This window comes from Synechococcus sp. R5-15 (genome assembly GCF_047462035.1).
GTDB lineage: Bacteria > Cyanobacteriota > Cyanobacteriia > Thermostichales > Thermostichaceae > Thermostichus.
Map to the genome: position 1 here is coordinate 14,254 of NZ_JANSIK010000108.1, position 21,563 is coordinate 35,816.

The 21,563-nt window shown below is 59.8% G+C and carries 23 protein-coding genes and 1 pseudogene; 9 read left to right on the forward strand and 15 right to left on the reverse strand.

Going from position 1 to position 21,563, the window contains the following annotated elements:
• Positions 1–47 precede the first annotated feature (47 nt).
• Positions 48–1,166: a class I SAM-dependent methyltransferase gene (locus tag NW839_RS09855; RefSeq protein ID WP_414349803.1), complete on the reverse strand. Its 1,119-nt coding sequence runs from the start codon at positions 1,164–1,166 to the stop codon at positions 48–50.
• 255 nt (positions 1,167–1,421) lie between these two features.
• Here NW839_RS09855 and NW839_RS09860 point away from each other — a divergent pair, with 255 nt between their 5' ends.
• The 5 genes from NW839_RS09860 to NW839_RS09880 all read left to right on the forward strand — a co-directional run bounded on the left by NW839_RS09860 (position 1,422) and on the right by NW839_RS09880 (position 5,035).
• Positions 1,422–2,078 (forward strand): response regulator, encoded by a 657-nt coding sequence (locus NW839_RS09860; RefSeq protein ID WP_011433646.1) that lies wholly within the window; start codon positions 1,422–1,424, stop codon positions 2,076–2,078.
• Positions 2,078–2,770, forward strand: coding sequence for a queuosine precursor transporter (locus NW839_RS09865; protein ID WP_414342434.1), 693 nt, complete (start codon positions 2,078–2,080; stop codon positions 2,768–2,770). Before NW839_RS09860 ends, NW839_RS09865 begins: the two co-directional genes overlap by 1 nt.
• 142 nt (positions 2,771–2,912) lie before the next feature.
• Complete coding sequence (psbZ, locus tag NW839_RS09870; RefSeq protein WP_011433643.1) at positions 2,913–3,098, forward strand: photosystem II reaction center protein PsbZ; 186 nt, start codon at positions 2,913–2,915, stop codon at positions 3,096–3,098.
• A gap of 353 nt (positions 3,099–3,451) precedes the next feature.
• Positions 3,452–3,970 carry a DUF2808 domain-containing protein gene (locus NW839_RS09875; protein WP_414331896.1) on the forward strand — a complete coding sequence of 173 codons (519 nt, stop codon included), beginning with the start codon at positions 3,452–3,454 and terminating at the stop codon, positions 3,968–3,970.
• Between the two features lie 231 nt (positions 3,971–4,201).
• The gene (locus NW839_RS09880; RefSeq protein ID WP_414349802.1) at positions 4,202–5,035 is read left to right on the forward strand and encodes an undecaprenyl-diphosphate phosphatase; all 834 of its coding nucleotides are present in this window, start codon (positions 4,202–4,204) and stop codon (positions 5,033–5,035) included.
• Between the two features lie 23 nt (positions 5,036–5,058).
• Here NW839_RS09880 and NW839_RS09885 read toward each other — a convergent pair whose 3' ends face one another.
• Positions 5,059–6,591, reverse strand: a complete 1,533-nt coding sequence (locus tag NW839_RS09885; protein WP_414380615.1) for an NAD(P)H-hydrate dehydratase — start codon at positions 6,589–6,591, stop codon at positions 5,059–5,061.
• A 56-nt stretch (positions 6,592–6,647) separates the two neighbouring features.
• Positions 6,648–7,049, reverse strand: a complete 402-nt coding sequence (locus NW839_RS09890; protein WP_414349800.1) for a VOC family protein — start codon at positions 7,047–7,049, stop codon at positions 6,648–6,650.
• 149 nt (positions 7,050–7,198) lie between these two features.
• Here NW839_RS09890 and NW839_RS09895 point away from each other — a divergent pair, with 149 nt between their 5' ends.
• Together NW839_RS09895 and rpe are read left to right on the forward strand one after the other, a co-directional pair.
• Positions 7,199–7,510: a hypothetical protein gene (locus NW839_RS09895; RefSeq protein ID WP_414349799.1), complete on the forward strand. Its 312-nt coding sequence runs from the start codon at positions 7,199–7,201 to the stop codon at positions 7,508–7,510.
• A 105-nt stretch (positions 7,511–7,615) separates the two neighbouring features.
• Complete coding sequence (gene rpe / locus NW839_RS09900) at positions 7,616–8,326, forward strand: ribulose-phosphate 3-epimerase (protein ID WP_414331302.1); 711 nt, start codon at positions 7,616–7,618, stop codon at positions 8,324–8,326.
• 87 nt (positions 8,327–8,413) lie between these two features.
• On the opposite strand, the gene NW839_RS09905 is transcribed toward rpe, so the two are convergent.
• On the reverse strand, positions 8,414–9,193 hold the full coding sequence (locus NW839_RS09905; RefSeq protein WP_414380617.1) for a hypothetical protein: 780 nt from the start codon (positions 9,191–9,193) through the stop codon (positions 8,414–8,416).
• Positions 9,194–9,458: 265 nt separating this feature from the next.
• Here NW839_RS09905 and miaA point away from each other — a divergent pair, with 265 nt between their 5' ends.
• Positions 9,459–10,523: a tRNA (adenosine(37)-N6)-dimethylallyltransferase MiaA gene (gene miaA / locus NW839_RS09910; protein ID WP_414349797.1), complete on the forward strand. Its 1,065-nt coding sequence runs from the start codon at positions 9,459–9,461 to the stop codon at positions 10,521–10,523.
• Here the strand turns inward: miaA and menD are convergent.
• The gene (menD, locus tag NW839_RS09915; protein WP_414349796.1) at positions 10,447–12,258 is read right to left on the reverse strand and encodes a 2-succinyl-5-enolpyruvyl-6-hydroxy-3-cyclohexene-1-carboxylic-acid synthase; all 1,812 of its coding nucleotides are present in this window, start codon (positions 12,256–12,258) and stop codon (positions 10,447–10,449) included. The genes miaA and menD overlap by 77 nt on opposite strands.
• Positions 12,259–12,268: 10 nt before the next feature.
• Positions 12,269–13,177 (reverse strand): cyanophycinase, encoded by a 909-nt coding sequence (locus NW839_RS09920; RefSeq protein ID WP_414349795.1) that lies wholly within the window; start codon positions 13,175–13,177, stop codon positions 12,269–12,271.
• A gap of 188 nt (positions 13,178–13,365) precedes the next feature.
• On the opposite strand from NW839_RS09920, the gene NW839_RS09925 reads away from it, so the two are divergent.
• Entirely contained in the window at positions 13,366–13,608 is a 243-nt protein-coding gene (locus NW839_RS09925; protein WP_011433628.1) for a hypothetical protein, read from the forward strand.
• Positions 13,609–13,740: 132 nt separating this feature from the next.
• On the opposite strand, the pseudogene NW839_RS09930 reads toward NW839_RS09925, so the two are convergent.
• The 9 genes and pseudogenes from NW839_RS09930 to NW839_RS09970 form a co-directional block, all read right to left on the reverse strand.
• Positions 13,741–14,072 (reverse strand): annotated as a pseudogene (locus NW839_RS09930) (fasciclin domain-containing protein).
• Positions 14,073–14,360: 288 nt separating this feature from the next.
• Positions 14,361–14,585, reverse strand: coding sequence for a DUF3134 family protein (locus NW839_RS09935; RefSeq protein ID WP_414349794.1), 225 nt, complete (start codon positions 14,583–14,585; stop codon positions 14,361–14,363).
• A 107-nt stretch (positions 14,586–14,692) separates the two neighbouring features.
• The gene (locus tag NW839_RS09940) at positions 14,693–16,030 is read right to left on the reverse strand and encodes a UDP-N-acetylmuramoyl-tripeptide--D-alanyl-D-alanine ligase (protein ID WP_414349793.1); all 1,338 of its coding nucleotides are present in this window, start codon (positions 16,028–16,030) and stop codon (positions 14,693–14,695) included.
• Positions 16,031–16,131: 101 nt separating this feature from the next.
• Positions 16,132–16,878 (reverse strand): ribose 5-phosphate isomerase A, encoded by a 747-nt coding sequence (rpiA, locus tag NW839_RS09945; RefSeq protein ID WP_414349792.1) that lies wholly within the window; start codon positions 16,876–16,878, stop codon positions 16,132–16,134.
• Between the two features lie 50 nt (positions 16,879–16,928).
• On the reverse strand, positions 16,929–18,350 hold the full coding sequence (gene rimO / locus NW839_RS09950) for a 30S ribosomal protein S12 methylthiotransferase RimO (RefSeq protein WP_414349791.1): 1,422 nt from the start codon (positions 18,348–18,350) through the stop codon (positions 16,929–16,931).
• A gap of 46 nt (positions 18,351–18,396) precedes the next feature.
• On the reverse strand, positions 18,397–19,227 hold the full coding sequence (gene cbiQ / locus NW839_RS09955; RefSeq protein ID WP_414349790.1) for a cobalt ECF transporter T component CbiQ: 831 nt from the start codon (positions 19,225–19,227) through the stop codon (positions 18,397–18,399).
• Positions 19,214–19,915: a cobalt transporter CbiM gene (gene cbiM, locus NW839_RS09960; protein WP_414330636.1), complete on the reverse strand. Its 702-nt coding sequence runs from the start codon at positions 19,913–19,915 to the stop codon at positions 19,214–19,216. The genes cbiQ and cbiM overlap by 14 nt, the downstream gene beginning before the upstream one ends.
• Positions 19,916–19,923: 8 nt before the next feature.
• Positions 19,924–20,445, reverse strand: coding sequence for a hypothetical protein (locus NW839_RS09965; protein ID WP_414349789.1), 522 nt, complete (start codon positions 20,443–20,445; stop codon positions 19,924–19,926).
• A gap of 151 nt (positions 20,446–20,596) precedes the next feature.
• Entirely contained in the window at positions 20,597–21,394 is a 798-nt protein-coding gene (locus NW839_RS09970) for a hypothetical protein (RefSeq protein WP_414349788.1), read from the reverse strand.
• Between the last annotated feature and the right edge of the window lie 169 nt (positions 21,395–21,563).

Here is a 21,563-nt window from a genome sequence, read left to right on the forward strand (position 1 = left end):
AAGTGACTGCCGATTTACTCTTCCTCTCAAGCTTGTGGAAAGGGCGCTCAACCCTTACGGGCTAGGGTGTAGGTGCTGACATAGTGAGTCTCCCGGCGCAGCACCGCACAGCCTGCCTGTTGCAGGCGCACCCCCAGATCGTCGTGGATGTAGTCGCGGTAGTAGGGTTCGTGGAAGGTTTGCATAAAGGCTTCCATCGTCTCCTTCAGCTCTGGCGAATCCAGCAGTTGCACCGAGTCGCAGATGACCACCACGCCCCCTGGCTTCACCACCCGACTCATCTCGTTGATGACATTTTGTCTGGCCGGGCCAGGCAGCTCATGAAAGAGAAAAACGCTGATGACGGCGTCAAAGGTGGCATCGGCATAGGGCATGGCCTCGGCGTTGGCGCGGATAAGCTGGGGCAGCTCCCCCGGCAGCTCCTGCAACAGTCGGTTGGCCTTGCGCAGATAGGCGGGGGAAAGATCCAGGCCATACAAAGCTGCTTTGGGCAGGGATCCCCGCAGCAAGCGCAGCATCCGCCCCGTGCCACAGGCTACATCGAGGATGTGGGGGCTGACCAAGGTGGGATCCAACGCATCTTTGAGCAGGCGAATCACCCGACGGCGCATCGCGTCCGCTGTGCCCCCAAACAGCAGCTCCACCTGCAGGTCATAAAGCTCAGCCGAGCTGTCGCTCAGATAGCCGTTGGTTTGGTAATGAAAATTTTGCAGGTAGTATTTCGGATAGCCCTCGGTGGAGATGTCTTGAGAAAACTCTTGGTAACGCTTGCTGTGAACCCGCCGAGTAATCTGCGGCAAATCCAACCACACCTGCGGGTAATAGCGGGCAAAGTCCAGCCAGGGGTTGTCGAACAAGAGCGCGTGCGGGTAGTACCCTGCCTCAGCATCTTGCCAGTCCGCTTGCAGGAGTTGTTCGTAACGGGCCCGCAACACCTGTAGCGTGTCAGCGCTCACCCGCACCTTGGCCCGCGGCGGCGGGGTCCTCCCGGAGGAGAAGCTTTGCAGATCCCTGAGCACGGAGAGCATCAGATCTGAAGCTTGGGTGGAGAGCGCTTTGTGGGCAAAGCCGAAGATGTTTTTGCCCCACTGAAAAGCGCGGTAGGCAGCTTCCCCGACTGGAGATGGGATCGGCAGCGACAGCTCAGGACTTAGTTGTAGGCTCATAACCCTGCAAGGTGCGAATGAAGAATGAAGGCTTAACGTTTGTTTACACTTAATTATAGCAAGGCGGCCACGCCGGGCCGGCAGCCGCTGGGCGCGGGGAAAACCTGGCGGAATTGGATCCCTGAGCACACCCCATCTGGCCAAGCAGGGGAGTACTCTAGTGGTGTCCTCAAAAGGATGTCCCCGATTGCCCTATGAGCTGGAGGAAGGGGCTGATCAGGTCGATTTGATAATGGGAAGAGGGAGCGCCTCAGCATGACAACCAAGACGGTGTTGGTCATTGACGATAGCATCATGATTCGCAAGATGGTGGCCAGCATCTTGGCCGATCAGTTCCAAGTGGTGGAGGCCAAAGACGGGTTGACAGGGCTGGAAGCGGCCAAAAAACATCACCCCGACCTGATCCTGCTGGATTTTGTCATGCCCAAGATGGATGGCTACGACACCTTGCAGGCCATCCGCCGCGAAGACAGTCTGAAAAATACTCCTATCATCATGATGTCGGGGCTGAAGGAACAGGTGACTGCCCGCATTCCTGAGCCCTTTGTCGATTTTGATTTCATCGAGAAACCGTTTGAGGCAGATGCCCTTTTGGCTCTTATCCAAAAGGTCCTCCAGGTTGCCCCTGCCGCTGCACCGGAGCCGGGATCCGAAACCAACACCCAACTGATTCTGAACCGGCTCACCGCCATCGAGACGCTGCTGATTCAAGGTACGGAAAACTTGATCCAGCGGGAGGTGGTGGCGCGGCTTTCTGGGATCAACCAACGCCTGGCGCGTCAGGAATCCCGCAGCAGCAATCTGGAGGCCCAGATCAGCAAGCTCGCCGGCGAAGTGGAGCGACATGCCCAGGGTTTGGCCTTGATCGTCAAGGAGCTGCGACAGATCCGTAAACTTCTAGGAGGATCCTGATGTCTGAGAGGGTCTTTGAGCGAGCTTATCGGCACCTGGATGCAGTGACGGCCCTCTTTGTGGCCGTGCTGCTGATTTCCAACATTGCCTCGACCAAGATCGTTCTTCTGGGGCCCTTTACCTTTGACGGGGGCACCATTCTTTTCCCCCTCAGCTACATTTTCGGCGACATCCTCACCGAAGTCTATGGCTATGCCCGCTCGCGACGGGTGATCTGGCTGGGATTTATCTCGGCGGCCCTCATGTCGGTAACGTTCATGATCGTGGGATCCCTGCCGGCCGCCCCCGACTGGCCCTATCAAGAAGCCTACGACCAGATTCTGGGCCTGACGCCCCGCCTTGTGCTGGCCAGCTTAATCGCCTATTGGGGAGGCAGCTTTGCCAACGCCTATGTACTGGCCCGCATGAAGGTGTGGACGCGGGGACGGTGGCTGTGGACACGCACCATCGGCTCTACCCTGGTGGGCCAAGCGGTGGATACTGGACTGTTTGTCACCTTGGCCTTCTGGGGGGTGTTCCCCGGCCTGGGCAGCTTAATACTCTCCAACTATGTGTTCAAGTGTGCCGTTGAGGCGGCGTTCACGCCCCTGACCTATGCCATTACCGGCTGGCTAAAGCAGCAAGAACAAGAAGACTACTTCGATGTGGCAACCGACTTTAACCCCTTCCGCCTCCAGCCTGTATCCAGGTGAGTCCATCAACTGCCCCAACGGATTTGGCTTTGAGAGGGATCCTATTTTGGTATAGTCAGAGCGTTATCCTATTTATCCTGCTGCCGTCCGGTGTTGCCGGGAGCTTTTATCCAAGACAAGACTTTTGTGAGGGATCCGCAAGATGATGCTCGTTTTCCAAATTGCTTTGTTGGTGTTGGTGCTTTACAGCTTGCTCTTGGTGGTGGCGGTGCCGGTGCTCTACAGCTCAGCCAGTGACTGGAGCCGGGCCAAGAATGTGATTTTGGTGGGATCCCTGCTCTGGGTGCTGATGGTGATTGGGGTGGGGGTGCTGAGTTTCCTCAAGTGAAGAAGCAGTAGAAGGGCGAGGGCCAATCCACCGAAGGTCACCTTGTGGTCGCAATCAGCGTTGCGTGGGAGCTGCACCGTGGGTGTGGCGGCCCAAAGTTTTTGTCTGGGATCCTGGACGAACTACGCACTTCCGCACCTCGATAAGCCTTAAGCTCTCTCGGTAGAGGGGATCCCATCCTCTACAATGGACGGCGAGGCGTCGGCCTTGCTTGCCATCGGTCAGGCTGTCTACAGGCCGCGCTAGTGAGCTTTGAAGGTGCTGAGGTGTTTCAACCAGCGGAGGTTTGGGTGTTGAGAGCAGTGATGAGAGCAGGGAAATGTTCGCAGGAACTTGGCCTTGCTCGGCGAGGAATGAGGCTGGCCTTGGCGGGCCTGTTGATGGGGAGCCTGGGATCCCTGATGGTGCCCCATTCTGCAGAGGCGCAGTCGGGTTTGGTGATCACCGGCAGTGAAGGGGTACCTGTCCTCAGCTATCGGCTCGATTTTGGCGGGGTTCGCAGTCGTTTGGATCGCTATCGCCTGACCATTCCCCCCCAGAATGTGGCGGTGGCAGAAGTGCAGATCAACGGGGACAGGAATTTCGATGGCCGCATCGATCCGGAAAGTGTCCGCCTGGAGGTAGAAGGCCGGCCTGTAGAGCTGGATCAAGTGTACTGGAACGAGGAGTTTCGCTCTCTAGAGGTGGTGGCCCGTCAACCCATTGCTGCCGGTCAGGAGATCCGTCTGGTGCTCTCCAACGTGCGCAACCCTTCATCTGCCGGTATCTACCGTGTGGAGGCGCGGGTACGGGGTACGGAACCCAACCCCCTCTTCCGGAATGTGGGCAACTGGCTGATTACCATTGAAGACCCAGAGCGGATTGGCTTCTGATCTATTGACCCGATGATCTGACCTACTGTTGATCTTTGCGGCGATCCTATAGGCACAGCCCTTTTGCGGGTCTGGGACAGCGACACCCAAGTTCCCGGCCAGTTGGGGTGGGATCCCTCTGCAAGTGTTTGTTCGCCGTGGTATGGGCTGCTGGAAAAAGCCGGAGTTCTGAGTTTTTCTAAGAATGGGGATTGTGCAAATCCGGCAAGTTTGGGTGGGGGAGTGTTTACCTTGTTGCTTGCTGACACCTGGTATCCCAATTGGTGGCAAGCTCTGATTTTGGGCATGGTGCAGGGGATCACCGAATTTCTTCCCATTAGCAGCACGGCTCATCTGCGGGTGTTTCCGGCTTTGGTGGGATGGCCGGATGCGGGCGCTTCTTTTACGGCGGTGATCCAGTTGGGCAGTTTGGGGGCGGTGCTGATCTACTTTGCCTCTGACCTGCGCCAGTTGATCCTCGGCTCTTGGAAGGCTTGGCGAGAACGAGATTTTCAGCAGGAGCCTTGGCGGCTGTCGGTCGGGATCTTGGTGGGAACGGTGCCAATTGTGGTTGCCGGCTGGGCCATCAAGGCCATTTGGGGATCCCCGCCCCGCCAGTTGTGGGTGATCGCCGTCGCAGCCATCGGCTTGGCTGTGTTGTTGGGCTGGGCAGAGCAAACGGGCAAACGCCAGCGAGACCTTCACAGCTTAGGCATTTGGGATGGGATCTGGGTAGGGCTGGCCCAAGCTTTGTCCCTGATCCCTGGGGTGTCGCGCTCCGGCTCGACGCTGACGGCAGGGCTGTTTCTCCATTTGCAGCGCTCGGCTGCCGCTCGCTACTCCTTCTTGCTGGGGATCCCGGCATTATTTTTGGCGGGGGTTGTGGAGTTTATCTCCGAGTTCGAGGCAGAGGCCCTGCTGCCGCAGGGGTTGGGCACTCTTTCTGCTTTTGTCTTTTCCTATCTCTCTATCGATTGGCTGATTCAGTTTTTGCAGCGCAGCAGCACCTGGCTGTTCATCGTCTATCGGATTAGCTTTGGCCTGTTCATTTTCTTGGGGTTGGCCCTGGGGTTCCTGAAACCCTAGGCTGGGTTTTGCAGCTCCTTCCTTCACCCTTGCTCCCGCAGGCTCTGCAGCGCCTTGGGCAGGTGCTCCGCCAGGTGGGCCGGATCCACCCCTGTTAGACCGCGTTCCCGCGCCAGCTGGATAGCCGCTTGGGCATGCCACCACACCCCGGCACAGGCGCAACTGAGCAGCTCAGCAATCTCCAAGGGCCGACCCACTTGGGCCGTTCGGCGGGCCACCAGGCCACCAATCAGGCCAGTCAAGACATCGCCGCTGCCACCGCGGGCCAAAGCCGGTGTGCTTTCCGGGTTCACCCAGCATTCCCCAGTGGGAGAGGCGATCACCGTCCGCGCCCCTTTCAAAACCACCACTGCTCCACTCTGGGCTGCCGCCCTTTGGGCTGCCTCGATGCGATCCCCAAGCGGGATCCCCGGAAAAAGCCGCCGAAATTCCCCCAGGTGGGGGGTGAGAATGGCTTGGATCCCTTTTTCTCGTAAGCGCTCTACCCCCATCTCAGCGAGAGCATTGAGGCCATCCGCATCGATCACCCAGGGGATCCCGGCCCAATCCCGCAGCAGGATCTCCAGCAGGGGCAAACGGGTTTCTCCCAAGCCCGGCCCCACGGCCACCGCCTGAAAGGGTTTCTCGGCAACCGGCGGCAGAGAAGGGATCCCTTCCCAGGCATGAACCAAAACCTCTGGCAAGGCGCTGTGGATCAGTCCTTTCAACTCCGCCGGCGCCGCCATCGTCACCATGCCCACCCCGCTGGCGCGGGATCCCAGCCCCGCCAACACCGCTGCTCCAGCATAGGCTGCCGAGCCTGCCACCAACAACAGGGATCCCTGGCGGTATTTGTGGGTATCCAAAGGGGGATCCGCAGGAAAGTGCTGCCAAGGCCGCAGCAACAACCGGGGAACCTCATCCTCTGGGCAGGCCCAAGCGGGGATCCCAAAATCAACGCGACGTAACCGTCCTACCCAAGGCAGAGCTGCTTCCTGCCACAGCCCCCGTTTCCAAAGGCCAAGGGTATAGGTATGGCTGGCGCGAATGCAGCAGCCCCAGACTTCCCCGGTTTGGTCGTTGAGGCCAGACGGCAAATCCAGGCTGAGGATGGGGATCCCACTGCCATTGGCCCACCCCACCGCCCCCGCCCAAGGCTCCCCCAAAGGCCGGTTCAGACCGATCCCAAACAGGGCATCAATTAACAAATCGCAATCGGCCAGCTCTTCAAGACTCTCCACAAACTCTGCCCCCAGCGCCTTGAGATAGCGGGCGTGGTCTGCCGTCAGGGGTTTGAGATCCGGCTTGCCCAGCCACACCTTCACCGACTTTTGGGCCAGCCATAGCTCCCGCCCAACCACCAACCCATCGCCACCGTTGTGCCCTGTCCCACAGAGGATCCCAATGCGATGGGCTTGCGGAAAATCCTTCTGCAACTGAGCAACAACGGCCAGCCCCACCTTCTCCATCAGAGCGGCAACGGGCATGCCGGCAGAGAAGATCTGCTCCTCAATGCGCTGCATCTGTGCGGAACTGACCAGGCTGATGGCCGGATCGAACTGGCAACGAGAACCCATATCGCTACGCAACGCTGTTGCAACCGGCGGCATTGCTGAGGGGAGATGGCTCATGGCTAAGTTGCGCTAATCGAGCTTAGCTCTATCACATTCCCATCCGGATCCCGGACAAACACAGCCGCCCGCCCGGAAGCGCTGGGCTGCACCTCGTAGCCTGCCTGCAAGAGGCGGGCCTTCACCGCTTCCAAGTCATCTACCCCCAGCGCCACATGGGGATTACGCCCCCACTTTGAGGATCCCGTTCCGCTTCGCTGCCGTGGATCCATCGGCTCCTCGGCCACGATGAGATGAATTTGGGAGGAACCCACTTGATACCAAGCGCCGGGAAAGTCAAACGGCAACCGTTCCACCTTGGGGATCCCAAGCACCGTTCCGTAAAAATGTTCGGCTCTGGCCAGATCGCTCACCCAAAGGGCGGTGTGCAGGTGATGATAGGTTGGCTTTTGGGGGGCAGTCATTGTCTTGTTGGGAAATCTTGACCGTGGGGCTTTGCAAGGCCGACGCGAACATCAATATTTTCTCCGAACGGCAAGCCAAACCCGTAAGCTAAGGTGGAGCTAGCGCACCCGCAACAACCGTATCTTTGTTTTCGCACAGGGGTTGGCCCATGGGATCCCGCACCAAGTTTTTCGGCACGGTCTTGGCCATGTTGGCCGTGAACAGCATCTACATGCAGTTGCAGCAGCTTTCCCTGAGGCTGGAGGAAAGGGATCCCGCCCCCTCTGAGCAGTCTTCTCCAGAGCCTCAAAGCAGCCAGGACTCCGTCCTGCTTCCGCGAGCGGAACGGCTGGATCCCTGGCACCGTGTTGCCCAAGTCCTGCAGGGTCTGTGGCCCGGCGATGCGAGCTTGAAAGGACTCCGTTCCGCCAACGCGAACGGGATCCTGTCGCGAGAGTCCACGTCCCCCCTGGAGCCTTGAGTGCCAAGCTGAGAGGGGATATGACGCTTTGCAAAGGGGATCAAACCCCGTACCATAGAGGAGCAGGTTTCTCCGTTTCTCTGTTTTCAATCCCCAGGACTCACCATGGTGCAGCCGTCAGCAACCTCTGGGCAGAAGCCGATTGTGATCGCCCCTTCAATTCTTTCGGCGGATTTCAGCCGCTTGGGAGAGGAAGTGCGGGCGGTGGATGAGGCAGGAGCCGACTGGATCCATGTGGATGTCATGGATGGCCGCTTTGTGCCCAACATCACCATCGGCCCGTTGGTGGTGGAAGCCCTGCGCCCGGTGACGGCCAAGCCCCTGGACGTCCACCTGATGATTGTAGAGCCGGAGAACTATGTGGCGGATTTTGCCAAGGCAGGGGCCGACATTATTTCCGTGCACGCAGAGTCCAGCTCCACCATTCACCTGCACCGCACCCTCAGCCAAATCAAGGATCTGGGCAAGCAAGCGGGCGTGGTGCTCAATCCGGCCAGCCCTTTGGAGCTGATCCAATACGTGCTGGAGCTGGTGGATCTGGTGCTGATCATGAGTGTCAACCCCGGATTTGGCGGCCAGAGCTTTATTCCAGCAGTGGTGCCCAAAATTCGCCAGTTACGGGCCATGTGTGATGAGCGCGGCCTGGATCCCTGGATCGAGGTGGATGGTGGCTTGAAGGGAAGCAACGCTTGGCAGGTGATCGAGGCAGGAGCCAATGCCATTGTGGCCGGTTCGGCAGTGTTCAAGGCCAAAGACTATGCAGAAGCCATTCGCAGCATTCGCAACAGCCGCCGTCCCGAGCTGGTGACAGTTTAAGGTGACAGTTCATTTTGAAGGAAACTGCTCCCTTACTGAAATCCGGCTTGACCCCAGCGCTGCGCTGAGCCAACTCCTCACGTGCCTTTAGCGCAAAGCAGCAGCCCCTTTCTGGGCAGCGTAAGGCCCCGTCCCGCTGTTGACGGCAGTTGTGCCCAGGCAATGGGGAGGCACATCGACGGAGGGGGGGATGATCGGCTGGGGCAAAGTGGGGCTGAAAAAAGTCTGACAAAAAGGCACGCGATTGCGCTGAATATCGGCAAGGTAGGGAGGAGGAATGGTGCCCAAATAGGCGCCCAGCACCTGCTGCTCGGGATCCTCTGGCAACACTTGGTAATACAACATCAGGCGATTATCGGGAAACCAGGCGCGGATAAGCCTTTGCAGGGCCTTCAAGTTGAAGCCCGGCTCTTCAGGGTTGCGAATCAGGTGCATTCCCGCCAGGCGCCCGCCGACAAAATAGGCTTGCACATAAAACCCACGGGCATAGATGGGCGGCTCCGAGGAGTTCTGAGATGAAGGGGAATCGGGCAGGTAAAGGGCTTCACCCCCAGGACGCAGTTGCCAGCGGCTCCAGCGGGGATCCTCCCGCTCGCTAGAAAGGGTCTCCCAGTTGTTGGCCCGGGCGTAGCTCAAGAAGCGCTCCTCGACCATGCCCAGATAGAGCATTTCCATTTGCAAGGGCAGCCGGGCCCGGGTTTGCAACAGGGGCAGAGTGCGCACTTCTCCCTGCTTGAGCACCAAGGTCTCCCCCCGCGCCGGGCAAGGTTCCCACGCCAACAAAACTGTCAGGATCCCTGCCCCAACCGCCCGGCCAAGACAGCTAAGACCACGTCTTGCCGAAGCAAGCAGCAGAGGGGTGAGCATCTGTATCTGTAGAGGTAGCCTGAGCTGTGGGCAACTGCCGCCCAACCCAGTAGAAGCAGGGACGTAAGATGAGATCACCGAGAACCCCGAAAAGCCAGAAAAAAGGTGAAGCTAGAGTGCTCTGCACCGCTGACGCGATGGAAGCTCTATTGTAGCCAAAGAGCCAAAGCCTCTTGAAAATTTTAACCTGTTGCCTTGTGTGAATTTTCTTGCAGATCCTGAATGTCTCGAAACTAAGGTACTCCGCGCCGCTGACGCGAACGAAATGAGTGCAACTCTCGAGAACGGCATTCCCGCTGCAGCAGCTTCTGACCGGACAGAATGGCCGGGATTGATCGTCATTGCCGGCCCCACGGCCACCGGGAAATCTCGACAGGCACTGCTTTTGGCCCAACGGCTGGGATCCCCGTTGTTGAATGCGGACTCTCGCCAGGTCTACCGCGAGTTCGACATCGGCACAGCCAAGCCTACCCCCGCCGAGCAGGCCCTTTGGCCCCACGAGTTGATCGACATTGTTGATCCCTGCCACACCTACACGGTGGCCGAGTTCCAACAGGCGGCCCAAGCCCGCATCGCCGAGGCCCATCGGCAGGGACAGACTCCCATCTTGGTGGGGGGCACCGGTCTCTACATCCAATCGGTGACTGCTGGCCTAGGGATCCCTGCGGTACCTCCGCAGCCCCAACTGAGAACACAACTGGAAACTTGGCCCCCTGAGATCCGCTACGCCTGGCTGCAGCAGTTGGATCCCGTTGCCGCCCAGCACATTCATCCCCATGACGCAGTGCGCACGCTGCGTGCTTTGGAGATCGTTTACGCCACTGGGAAGCCGGCTTCCAGCCTAAGGCGGGCTCATCCCCCCCATTACCCCATCTTGATCCTGGGGCTGCGCTGCCCAATGCCCCGTTTGGAACAACGCATTGCCCGGCGCACGGCGGAGATGATGGAGCGGGGGTGGATCGAGGAGGTGAAAACCCTGCGGGAGCGCTATGGGCCCCACCTGCCCCTTTTGAATACTTTGGGCTACGCGGAAATCGGCGCTTATCTGGAGGGGCGGATCCCGGAAGCCGAACTGCAACCCCTGATTGTGCGGCGCACCCGCCAATTTGCCAAACGGCAGATGACTTGGTTTCGAGCCATGCTGGGGATCCAAAAGGGCCATGCCTACGGCACCCTGTCGGGAAGGGGTCGATGCGTGGCCCTGTGGCTGGACTGCGAAGCTGAGGATTTGCCGGAGCAGATCTGGAAGCAGGTCAAGGCTTGGATGGCAGCTCCGACCACTGTTGAAACCAGTCCCGCCGCCGCTGAGCATCGGCTTTTCGATCCGTAAGGATCTCCAACACCCGCACCCCTTGGGCAGGTAAGGGATCCAGAGCTTCGGCCAGCTCCTGCCAGCTTTCCACTCGGCGATGGGGAATGTGGTGGGCCTGACAGAGCAGGGCAAAATCCACCGCCTGGGGCGTGGCGAAATAGGGCTCGAAGGGTGGGCCCACCTCAGCGATGGGCAGCAGCTCAAAAATCCCACCCCCCTGGTTGTTGATGAGGAGAATGGTCAGGGATCCCTGCAGGTGAGGGCCAAGCCGCAGGCCGCCGCAGTCGTGCAAAAAGGCCAGATCCCCGGTCAGCAGCACCGTTGGGCGTTTGTGAGAGCCGTGGGCCACCCCAAGGGCGGTAGAGAGAATGCCATCGATGCCGTTGGTGCCGCGATTGAAGTAGGGACGGATGCGGCGGTCGTTGGGGGGCCAAAACCACTCCACATCCCGCACCGGCGTGCTGTTGGCAATAAACAGCGGAGTCTCTGGGGGCAAGTGGTGGGCCAGCCACCAGGCTATCCTACCCTCAAACCACTCCGGCAGGTCAGCCATAGCCTGGTCTAAGGCGGTCCGGATTTGCGCTTCGGCTGTCAGCCAGCCCTGCAGAAAAGTTGTTTGCTTGGCCGGTGCTTCTGGGATCCCGGAGACCCACTCTTCCACGGCAAAAGGCAAATGGGTGGTGGGGTTGTGCAGGGGATCCCCATTCTCAGGGCGGGGATCCAACCGCCAAACGCGGGGAGCAACCTTGGCCAGGGTTTGCCGCAGCGCTTTGCTGGTGGGCAGGGATCCCAGTTGGATGACTTGCTGCGGCCAAAGCTGGGGATCATCCCGCTGCAGGATGAGGTCGTAGGTGGTGATGAGATAGGGGTTGAGGGAAGCGTAGTTGCGCAGGGGAGAGAGCCCCTCCGCCAGCACCGGCCAGCCCAAAGCCGTCGCCAAACGGGCCACTGCCTCCACATAGCGCTGGGGATCCAGCGGTTGAGCCGGCCCCGCCAAGATCACCCCCCGCTCACAGCCGCGCCACTCCTGCCAAAAAGAAGCTGTCTCCGTCTGCAGAGGGCTCCGCACCGCCTGGAAGGAAGAGCCGGTGCATGGCGGAACAACTCCACGAAAAAAGGTCTTCTCAAACTCCGGATCTTCCTGCAAATGAATCAAAGGCGCAGTGCTGCCGTCAGCAATGGGAGCCAGGGGATCCCGGAAGGGCACATTCAAATGCACAGGGCCGGGGAAGGGGTAAAGGGTGCGCTCCCAGGCGTGCACTAGGGTTTGGCGCAGGTAGGCCAGGGCTTCTGGAGCCGCGCTGGGCACGGCCAATTCCGCCTGCCAGTTGGGGTAATGGCCGTAGAGCTTCACTTGGTCAATTGCTTGGCCGGCGCGACAGTGGCGCAGCTCCGGGGGCCGATCCGCCGTCAAAACCAAAAGCGGCCAGCCACTTTCGGCTGCCTCAAGGAGAGCCGGGAAAAAGTGGGCGGCAGCACTGCCAGAAGTACACACCAGGGGGATGGGCTGCCGGGTTTGCTGGGCCAACCCCAGCGCAAAAAAGGCTGCCGACCGCTCATCCAGCACCGGGATCGCCTCGATGTCGGGGTGCTGGGCCAGGGCGTAGGTCAGGGGGGCTGAGCGGGATCCCGGACACACCACCGCCAAACGGCAACCCAGCCGACTCAAGGTTTCGGCCAATAGGGATCCCCAGAGGGTGTTGAGGTTGCGCCAGTCCAGCCGCCTTGGCAGGACAAAGTTTTCAGCAGTCACATTTCAGCAGTCAGAGTGGAGACAAGGTGTTGAGATCGAATCGGGATCCCGGCGGCAAAAAGTGAATGCGGGCATTGTGCAGCCGAAAATACTCATCCGCTGCCGCCTCCTGAACAGTCGAGTACAGTTGTGTCCCGTCCACAATTGTCACTGTGCCCAAGCCGATCACCTCCATCACATCGTCGGCCTGGATCACCACCGCCGTATTCTCGTCAATGCCGATGCCCAGACATTGGGGGTAGTGGGCCACCGCCGTAACCAGCCGCACCAGGCGATTGCGCTGATGGAAATGTTGATCGATGATGACGCGAGGCAAAAGGCCCAAGCCCGTCTTCACCGTTACAATTGCCGGCGTGGGCGGTTCTCCGCTGTAGCCGCGGGAGATCATCTGCTGCCCCAACGCAGAAGCTCCGGCGCTGGTTCCGGCAATCACCGTCTGCCCCCGCTGCCACTGCTGTCGAATGGCCTCCATCAGCTCGCTGTGGGCCAGCACCTCTGCCAGCCGCTCCTGATCCCCACCCGTAAAGTAGATGCCGGTGGAGAAGCGGATTTTCTCAACGTTATCGGGATCCCTCGCCTCCATCGGGCTGCGGATATCTAGAACTTGGAGGCTGGCCGCCCCCATCTGCTGAAAAATGTTGGCGTAGATCTTCCCCAGCACCGCCGGGATCCCAGAAGCCGCGGGCACGATGGTGATGTGGGCAGACTTTCCCCCCGCTCGGCGGAAGAATTCCCAAAGGATGTGGCGCTCATTTTCCTTGTCCTCTGCTCCCCCGACGGCGATGATGTCGGAACGGGCGGTGATGGGATCCTTCACAGTAGGGCGGCTTAGGGGTTGGGCGTCGTTTGTCGGCGTGGAAGGAACTCCGTTCCACTCCAGCTCACGGTGGGCGGCAGAAACATCAGGCAAATGGGGCATGGAGCGCGAGGAAGATTAAAATGGGCACATTTCACTTTCACTATGCTACGGCTTGGAATTCGGTTTGGCGCAGCTCAATTCCAGATTTCACGGAAGAGTCAGGGGTTGGTTAGGGGTCTCGAAAGGGGGAATAATGTTCATAAGAACACCCCTCGTCTCGTCCTTCGGTTCACCCAGCAGGAGCATCCATGGCCAGAAAACCTGACGGATATCTTGTCCACATCATGCTGGAAGGTGGACAAACCATGCAGGTACGGGTCAAAGAAGCCAGAGAATACACCGAGCTGATCAACAACCTCATGGTGGGCGGCGAAGAGTTCATCACCTTGCCCAAGCAAATGGACAATGAGTACATGATCGTGCGTCCTCAACGGGTGTCCGGCGTGTCGGTGGAGGCGATCTACGCTTCCAGCGTTGGCATCGACCTATAGAGCCTATAGAGCAGACCAAGGTCAGGGATCCCTTGAGTATCGCCGGGCTGACAACGCAAAGCCCCCACCACTAGGGGCAGGGGCTGCCAGAGGACTAGACCCCGCAGGATTTAGAACCTCAGTACCGACAGGTTAGCTTTGCGGGGGCAGGATCACCTTGTCGATGACGTGGATCACGCCGTTGGAAGCTTCAATGTCGGCTGTCACACATTAGCATCGTTGACCTTGACACCATCAGCCAAAGAGATCTCCACAGGAGATCCTTCGACCGTAACCACTTCCCCAGCTTCCAAAGAGGTAGAGAGAACTTTGCCGGGCACTGCATGGTAAGTGAGAAATCGAAAAAAGTCCCCGAAAAAGATGTTTCTACTGCCCCAAGATGCTTTCTTACAAAGGCTGCGGGGGTATCTTCCACTAAGGTTAGATTTGCAACAATCATCGCAGGGTGGTGGTGAGCAATCCAAAACAGGCTGAAAAAGGATCCCTTGAGGCTGAGGGATCAGTTACGTTTGTCTGCATCTATAGTCATTCTGATTCAAACTAAAACGCTGCACCCACACCTGAAGCGTTGAATGCGCGGGGCTGGAAGACTTTTCTTGGTAGCTCAGGCGTCTCACTCTAACCTGAAACGACTGTACTGTTTTGTTTGCTCGAGCTGTCTATCCAGCGGCAGCACAAAAAATAACACCCTCACGGTGCCGAGCAAAGGGATAAATGAGTTAACGAGCTCGTAATAATCCTGGCAGTTGTGCTTACTCTTCTTCCGGCTCGAAGTCTTCGTCGTAGTCGTCCCCGATCAAATCGTCGATATCGTCGATGTCTTCTTCCAAAATCATCTCAGGGACCTCAATGGGCTGCTCAATCAACCGGCCTTCCTGGCGCAACCAATCGAGAATGGAAAGGCTGCTGGGGGAGGGCACCACCGTTGGCGGTTGATCGCGGGGCTCTTCGCGCAGAGAGGGATTGTGGTAGTACATGCCGTACGGAAAAAGGGCAGTTATCGACGAGGAATGAACTCGGCTTGGGCTGAGCCCCTCTCAACTGAGGGACGCGGGCTTTCCATCGATATATCCCTCAGTCTAGCCTATGCCTGCCACTCCTGCAAAAAGCGGTGCAGCACCCGCTCCAGTTCAACAGCCCGCGCTGCCTTGAACAGCAGCCGATCCCCGGCTTGCACGTGATGGAGCAAGATTTCCAGCAGTTCGGATACCTCCTCGCAGCGTTCTGTCTGGGCTGCCGGTTTTTGGTCGAGCAGCGGTTGCATTTCTCCTTCGGGATCCAAGAGCAAGATCCGATCCAGCCCCAGAGGGGCAGCCGCCCGACCCACCTCTGCATAGAGCTGAGGCGCATGCTCTCCCAACTCCCGCATCGGGCCGAGAATGGCCCAGCGCCGTTTTCCCGGGGTTTGGGCCAGCAGGTGTAGAGCCGCGATCATCGCTTCCGGCGAGGCGTTGTAGGTTTCGTCCCAGATTTCCACATCTCCTGCCAGCTTGAGATGGCGGTTGCGCCCCTCCAGATGGGTGGGCAAGGCGATGGGTTCTCGGAGCCGCTCCCAATCCAGCCCCAAGCTGCACAGAGCAGCCAGCACTCCCATCCAGTTGAGGGCATGGTGTCTTCCCGGCAAGGGCACCGGCAGCGTTAGGCCCTCCACAGTTACCGTTTGGGCTTGGGGATCCCATTCTCCCCGTAAGTCCCCCCGATCCAGACCATAGGTAAGGGTTTGTCCCGACCACAGGCTGGCGGCGGTAGACAACAGCAAGGGATCTTCTCCATTCAGCAGAGCCACTCCCTGCCCCAGCGCTTGCAACAACTCGCACTTGGCGGCGGCAATGGCCGCGCGGGATCCCAGTCTGCCGATGTGGGCGGTGCCGATATGGGTGATCAGAGCGTGGGTGGGTTGAGCCATCTGAGCCAGGCGGCGAATTTCTCCGGGGCCGCGCATGGCCATTTCCAGAACCACAAACTGATGCTCCGGTTGCATCTGGAGCAGTGTTTGAGCAACCCCGATGTCGTTGTTGTGGTTGGCTTCAGTTTTGAGAACTGTGCCGTAGCGGGATAGGGCAGCCGCCAACATTTCCTTGGTGGTGGTTTTGCCTGCTGAGCCCGTGATGGCTACTACGGAGGGGGGAAACTGCTCCCGCCAGCCTCTGGCAATGCGCTGGTAGGCAGCTAGGGTATCTGAGACTTGAAAATGGGGCCCAGCCACCGGACGCTGGCTGATGACGGCAACGGCCCCCCTTGCCAAAGCTTGTGGAATAAAGTTGTGTCCATCAAACCGTTCCCCCCGCAGCGCCACAAAGACTGACCCCGGCTGCAATTGGCGGCTGTCGGTGCAAATGGCTTGGACGGGAAGACCCAACAAATGGGGATCCCCCTGCAGGGGAGTTTGCAGCAGGTCAGCCACAGTTTGTAGAGTCAGCATGGGGCAGAAGGTTGGTCTAGAGCCCACAGTGAGAAGTGAGAAAAGAGAAACGAGAAAAGAGCAGCGAGTGGTGAGAAGGAAGTATGAAGTATCCTCACTCCTCACTTCTCTCTCCTCACTCCTCTCTCCTCACAGCCTGGCTGCAGCGTTTCGATCCCAGATGGGAGCGCGATGATGGCCTCTTTGGCCATACCGATGAACAGGCCATGTTCCACAACCCCCACCGTCCCTTTGAGTTGATCGGCGATCTTGGCAGGATCCGCCATGGGGCCGAATTGGCAGTCGAGGATGTAGTGCTGCTCGTCCGTCAAGTAGGGATCCCCGTTGGCATTCCGCCGTAAGGTGGCTGTGCACCCCAGAGCCTCTACCCGCGCCAAGGTGGTTTTCCAGCCAAAGCGCACCACCTCTACCGGCACCGGGAAGCGAATGCCCAACTGCGGGACTTTTTTAGAGGCATCGGCGATGATGATCAGCTCGGCAGCGCTGGCCTCCACCAATTTTTCCCGCAACAGGGCCCCTCCTGCCCCTTTGATCAGGTTCAGGGATCCCACTTCAATCTCGTCGGCCCCATCGATGGCCAGATCCAGGCGCGGCTGCTCTTCTAGGGTAGCCAGCGGGATCCCCAGGGAGCGGGCCTGTTCAGCCGTGCGCTCGGAGGTGGGCACACCGAGGATCTGCAGACCCTCGCTTTGCATCCGCTCTGCTAGGGCGCTGACAGCAAAGGCGGCTGTGGATCCCGTGCCCAGCCCCACCACCATTCCCGACTGCACCTTTTGAACTGCAGCCCGGGCTGCCGCCTGTTTCAGCTCATCTAAAGACTCGGTCCCGCTGCCGCCAAGGGTAGTCATTCCCAGCTCCTCTCCCGTGGATGAAGATCCTACCAAAGTGCTTTGCACCGCTACCGCCCGCTCCAGCTAAAACCCTCCGGCGCTGCCACCACCCGACCGAAGAGATCATAGGGCTCGGCGTGGGTGATCTGCACCGGCACCAGGGATCCCAGAGAGCCCTCCCCACGCACGTACACCACCCCGTCCACTTCGGGGGCAAAGCGAGGGGAGCGGCCAATCCACTCGCCGGTTCTGGGGTTTTCCTGCTCCAAAAGTACAGGTACCACTCGGCCCACCTGCTCGCGGTTGCGGCGGAAGGCAATGCCTTGCTGCAGTTGCATTAGACGGGCGCGGCGCTCTTGTTTGACAGCCTCTGGAACCTGATGGGGGAGGTGGTAGGCAGGGGTGCCCTCTTCGGGAGAAAAGGTAAACACCCCCACATGGTCAAACTGATGGCGCTGGACAAAGTCTAGTAGATGCTGGAAGTGCTCCTCCGTCTCCCCAGGAAAGCCGACGATAAAGCTGGTGCGCAGCACGGCATTGGGCAACGCCTGGCGCAGCCGCTCGATCACCCGGTCGTTGACCTGCCCTTGCCAGGGGCGATTCATGGCCTTGAGGATCTCAGGATGGCTGTGCTGTAAAGGCAGATCCAGGTAAGGCAGGAAATTGGCAGTCTCTTGAATGGCCTCCACCACGGCGGGGGTAATGCCCGTGGGGTAGGCGTAGAGCATGCGGATCCAGGGAATGGGGATCTGGCCCAGGGCGCGGATAAGCTCAGCCAAGCGCGGCTCCCCGTAGAGGTCGATCCCGTAGTGGGTGGTGATCTGGGAAATCAAAATCAGCTCCCGCACTCCTTCCTCGGCCAGCTGTTCTGCTTCCCGGAGGATGGACTCGATGGAGCGAGAGCGTTGGTCGCCCCGCAAGTGGGGGATGATGCAGAAAGAGCAGCGGTAGTTACAGCCCTCAGCTACCCGCAGGTAGGCCACCGGCGCGTGGGTGGTGCGGTAGCGGGGGACAGTCTCATCGGCAATGTAATCCAGGCTAGAAGTAACGGCATTGACCCGCTCTCCCCGCTCCACCCGCTCGATGATTTGGACGATCTGGTGATAGTCGCCCGTACCCACGATAGCCACCGCCTCCGGGATCTCCTGCAGCAGCTCCTCCTGGAAGTGTTGCGCCAAGCAGCCGGCAATGATGATCTTTTTGCCTTGTACCGCCAGCTCCATCAGGGTACTGACCGACTCCCGTCGCGCTGCCTCGATGAAGCTACAGGTGTTGACAATCACATAGTTAGCGCTCTCTTCGTCCCCATCCACCCGGTAGCCCGCTTGGGCCAGCAGGCCCAGCATGTGCTCGGTGTCCACCCGGTTTTTCTCGCAGCCCAGGTGTAAAACGGCAACCGACGCCTTTGTACGCTGCACCGCTGTTCGCGTAAGCGGGACGGAGTCCTTAACGGATGGGAAACTGGAGACGGTCGCTTCTAACCCATTCATGGACTGAGCATCAAAAAGGGGGCAGCTTGCCAGAGGCTTATCTATTCTAGTTGAGGGCCGCATCAGCGTTGCGGAGCAATAGAGCCGTAGCCACGGCCAACGCGGTGGCCGCCCAACTGTAGGGATCCCTGCCAGCCGCCGTCGGAAACAGAGGCGCTTGTCCATAGCCCCGCAGGCGCAAAGCCTGATAAACCCTCTGCGAGCGCTCGTAGCTGCGAACCAACAGGGTGCCCACCGAAGCGGCCAGAAAGGGCAGATCTTGTCTTAGAGACGGCCCAGGACGCCACAGGGATCCCCGCGGTCGCCAACCCCTCAGCCGGGCTGCCCGTTGCATCTGCTGCCACTGAGCGGCCACCTCCTGCAAATAGCGCTGGGTGAGCCAGGCCAGTTCCAGCAGGAGGTCTGGGATCCCCAGGGCCCGCAAAGCTGCCAACAGTTCCGATGTGGGGGTGGTCTCCAGCAGCAGCATCGTGAGGGCAAATAGGGCCAGCCCTCTCCCCCCAATGCGAAGCGCCATCTGCAGCCCCTCCCAACGCAGAGCCAGGGATCCCCAGCGCCACAGGATGGTTTCCCCCGCCCAGAAGGGTAGGATCCCCATCAACCCTGCCACCAACAGCCCTGGGGCTGCCAGCCGCCTCAGCCCGAGGCTCCAAGGCAATCCCGACAGGCTCCACAGTCCAGCCACCAGCGCCCAGATGAGCGGCAAGAGGGCCAGGCACCTCACCGAGGCGAAAGCCGCCATCAGCGCCATCAGGCCCAGCACCTTGGGCAGAGGTTGCCACCGGTGCACCCAGGAAAGGGGTTTGGAGGGGTGAGGATGGGATTGTTGACCGCGCCAGCAGCAAGGGATCCCTGAGCCGGCTTCATCTCTTGCCATACTCTCCCAGCAGCGCCGGTTGTACCCGCTGCAAAAACAGCACCACCCAACTGGCGAACAACCCCTCCACCACCATCAGGGGGATGTGGGCCACCACCAAGCTCCCAAGAGCCAGACGACCGGCTTCTGTGGAGAGGATCCCGCTGCCAGCGTCAACCACAGCAGCCATGACCACCCCGTAAAACAACAGCACTGCTAGACCCACCCCAACCGCTCCCGCCAAGAAGGCAGACACTCCGGCCCCCATCACCCGACGGCCTGCCCGAAAAATCCCACCGGCCAGGAGCGCCGGGATCCCCATAATGGCGGCGTTGATGCCCAATGTGGTCAGGCCCCCATGGCCAAAGGCCACCGCCTGAAAAAACAAGCCCACTACAATCGCCGGATAGGCCAAAGCCCCCAACATCAGACCCATCAACCCGTTCAGCACCAGATGCAGGCTGGCCGGGGGAAAGGGCAGGTGAATCGAAGAGGCCACAAAAAAGACAGCCGTGAGCAAAGCCGCTTTGGGCAACTGGTCGCGACAGCGTTGCGTAGCAATATGGCGGGGATCCCGTTCCCACCAAGGACATTGCTCGGCAACGCCGGCGCGACGGAGAAGCCGCAAGCTGTAGCTGGTGATCAGGGCGGTGATGCCATAACCCCCTAGCCAAAGCGGTGCTGGCAAAATGCCATCGCTGATGTGCATGGTCAGTCCTACTCCAGAGCAGAGGAGCCAGCCTGGGAGCCTGAGATTCCTGACCCTGGAGATCCCGAAACCGGTGGGCTCTCCACCGCTGCGTAACCAGATTGACGGGGCCTGGAGAAGAACAGAGCTGTGCCCAGACAGCCCCAAATGACACAGGCGGCCATAACCCCCCGCTGCAAAGGCCCAAAGGGTGGGGAAGCGCTGGGGATCCCTTCTGTCTGAGGGAACTCCTCGCCCACCGGCACGTTGACCAACACCCCATGCCCCGCCTGGCGAATCCGCACCTGCCAGAGGCCCGTCAGGTTGGGATCCGGCTGCAGCAGAAATCGTCCCCGCACATCCGTCTGTCCCTCCTGCCAAGGGGTAGTGGGATCCGTCGGCGCAAATACCGTCACCCGGGCGGATCCCATCGGTTCCCCAGAATCGTAGCGGGCCTGGATCTCAAAAGCGGGAACTGCCCGAAGAGAGGCCTCCACCCCGTGGCCCCAAGCGGGAGCAGACAGGAGCAGGCCGAAAGCCAGCAAGCTCAACCGTGCTCCGCATCGCTGACGCGACGCCGCAATCAGGCTCAGTCGGCAGGAAGGGATCCAAAGTTTTGGCCAGACTCGGTTCATTGGTTAGCTGAGGACAGACGACAATCTCTACGCTCTGCAGGCAACCGGTCTTAGAAAAGCCAAGACTTCAGGGCGAAGACTCTGTCTGGGCAGGGCCAGAGGCAGCGCGGCAGTGGCCTTCCCCCACATGGCCCAAGTGGTGCAGGATCTCCAATACGGCCTTAGCCGCAGGGGATCCCTCCTGCAGATCCCCCCAGTCCACTTCCAGAAGGTCGGATCCCCCCCCAGTGCTCCGCGCCGCTGACGCGGTCAGCCGCTGCTCCAGGGAGACAGGATCCAACTTCACCAAAGGGGCAAACCCCAGAGCTGCTTGATTGAGGCTGTCGTTGGGGGGCAAGCTTCCATCTCCAAACAGGTGGTCGAAATGGAAGGTGACCTCCAGATCTGCCACCTGGCCGACGCGCACAAAGCCTTTGCGCTCCTCCCCCACATACTCTCCGCAGGTGAAGGCCACCTCAGGGCTGAACTTGAGCACAAACGGCATCTCCCCAGCCCCTTCCTTTGTCGGTCGGGCTTGGCCTTCGATCCAGAGGGAATAGCCCTTTGCCGGCCCCTCCAGTGCTGGCACCAGACGCCACCCCAGGGCGTTGTAGTGGCCAGGGGGTGCCTCTAGGGATCCCAGTAAGGCCCGCTCCGCCGGGGGAGCCGTGATCAAATCAACCGTGATGGGGCCGGAGAGGCTGACCAATGCCCGTGCCAGCAAATCTGCATTTCCTTCCGGATCAAAGGGCGGATCGGTTTGGTAGGCGGTTATGTCCGCCAGCGTCACGTACACGTGCTCAAAGCTCAGTTCCCAGCCGTCTTTGGAGACAAACCCCTCCCGAATGAAGTCCTCGCCGTTGGCCCAAAACTCCAGAGTACCCATCTCTGCCTTTGCTTGGGCTAGGGGTGCTTCCTGCCTGACCTTTTCCGCTCCAGCGTTAGAAGCCGGTCGGCAGGCGCCTAGAGAGAAGGCCAACCCAAGGGCCAGAAAGGGTAAAGCTAACCCCTTGCCCCAGGGATCCCTTGTTGAAGCACCAAGCCGAAATGGAGTG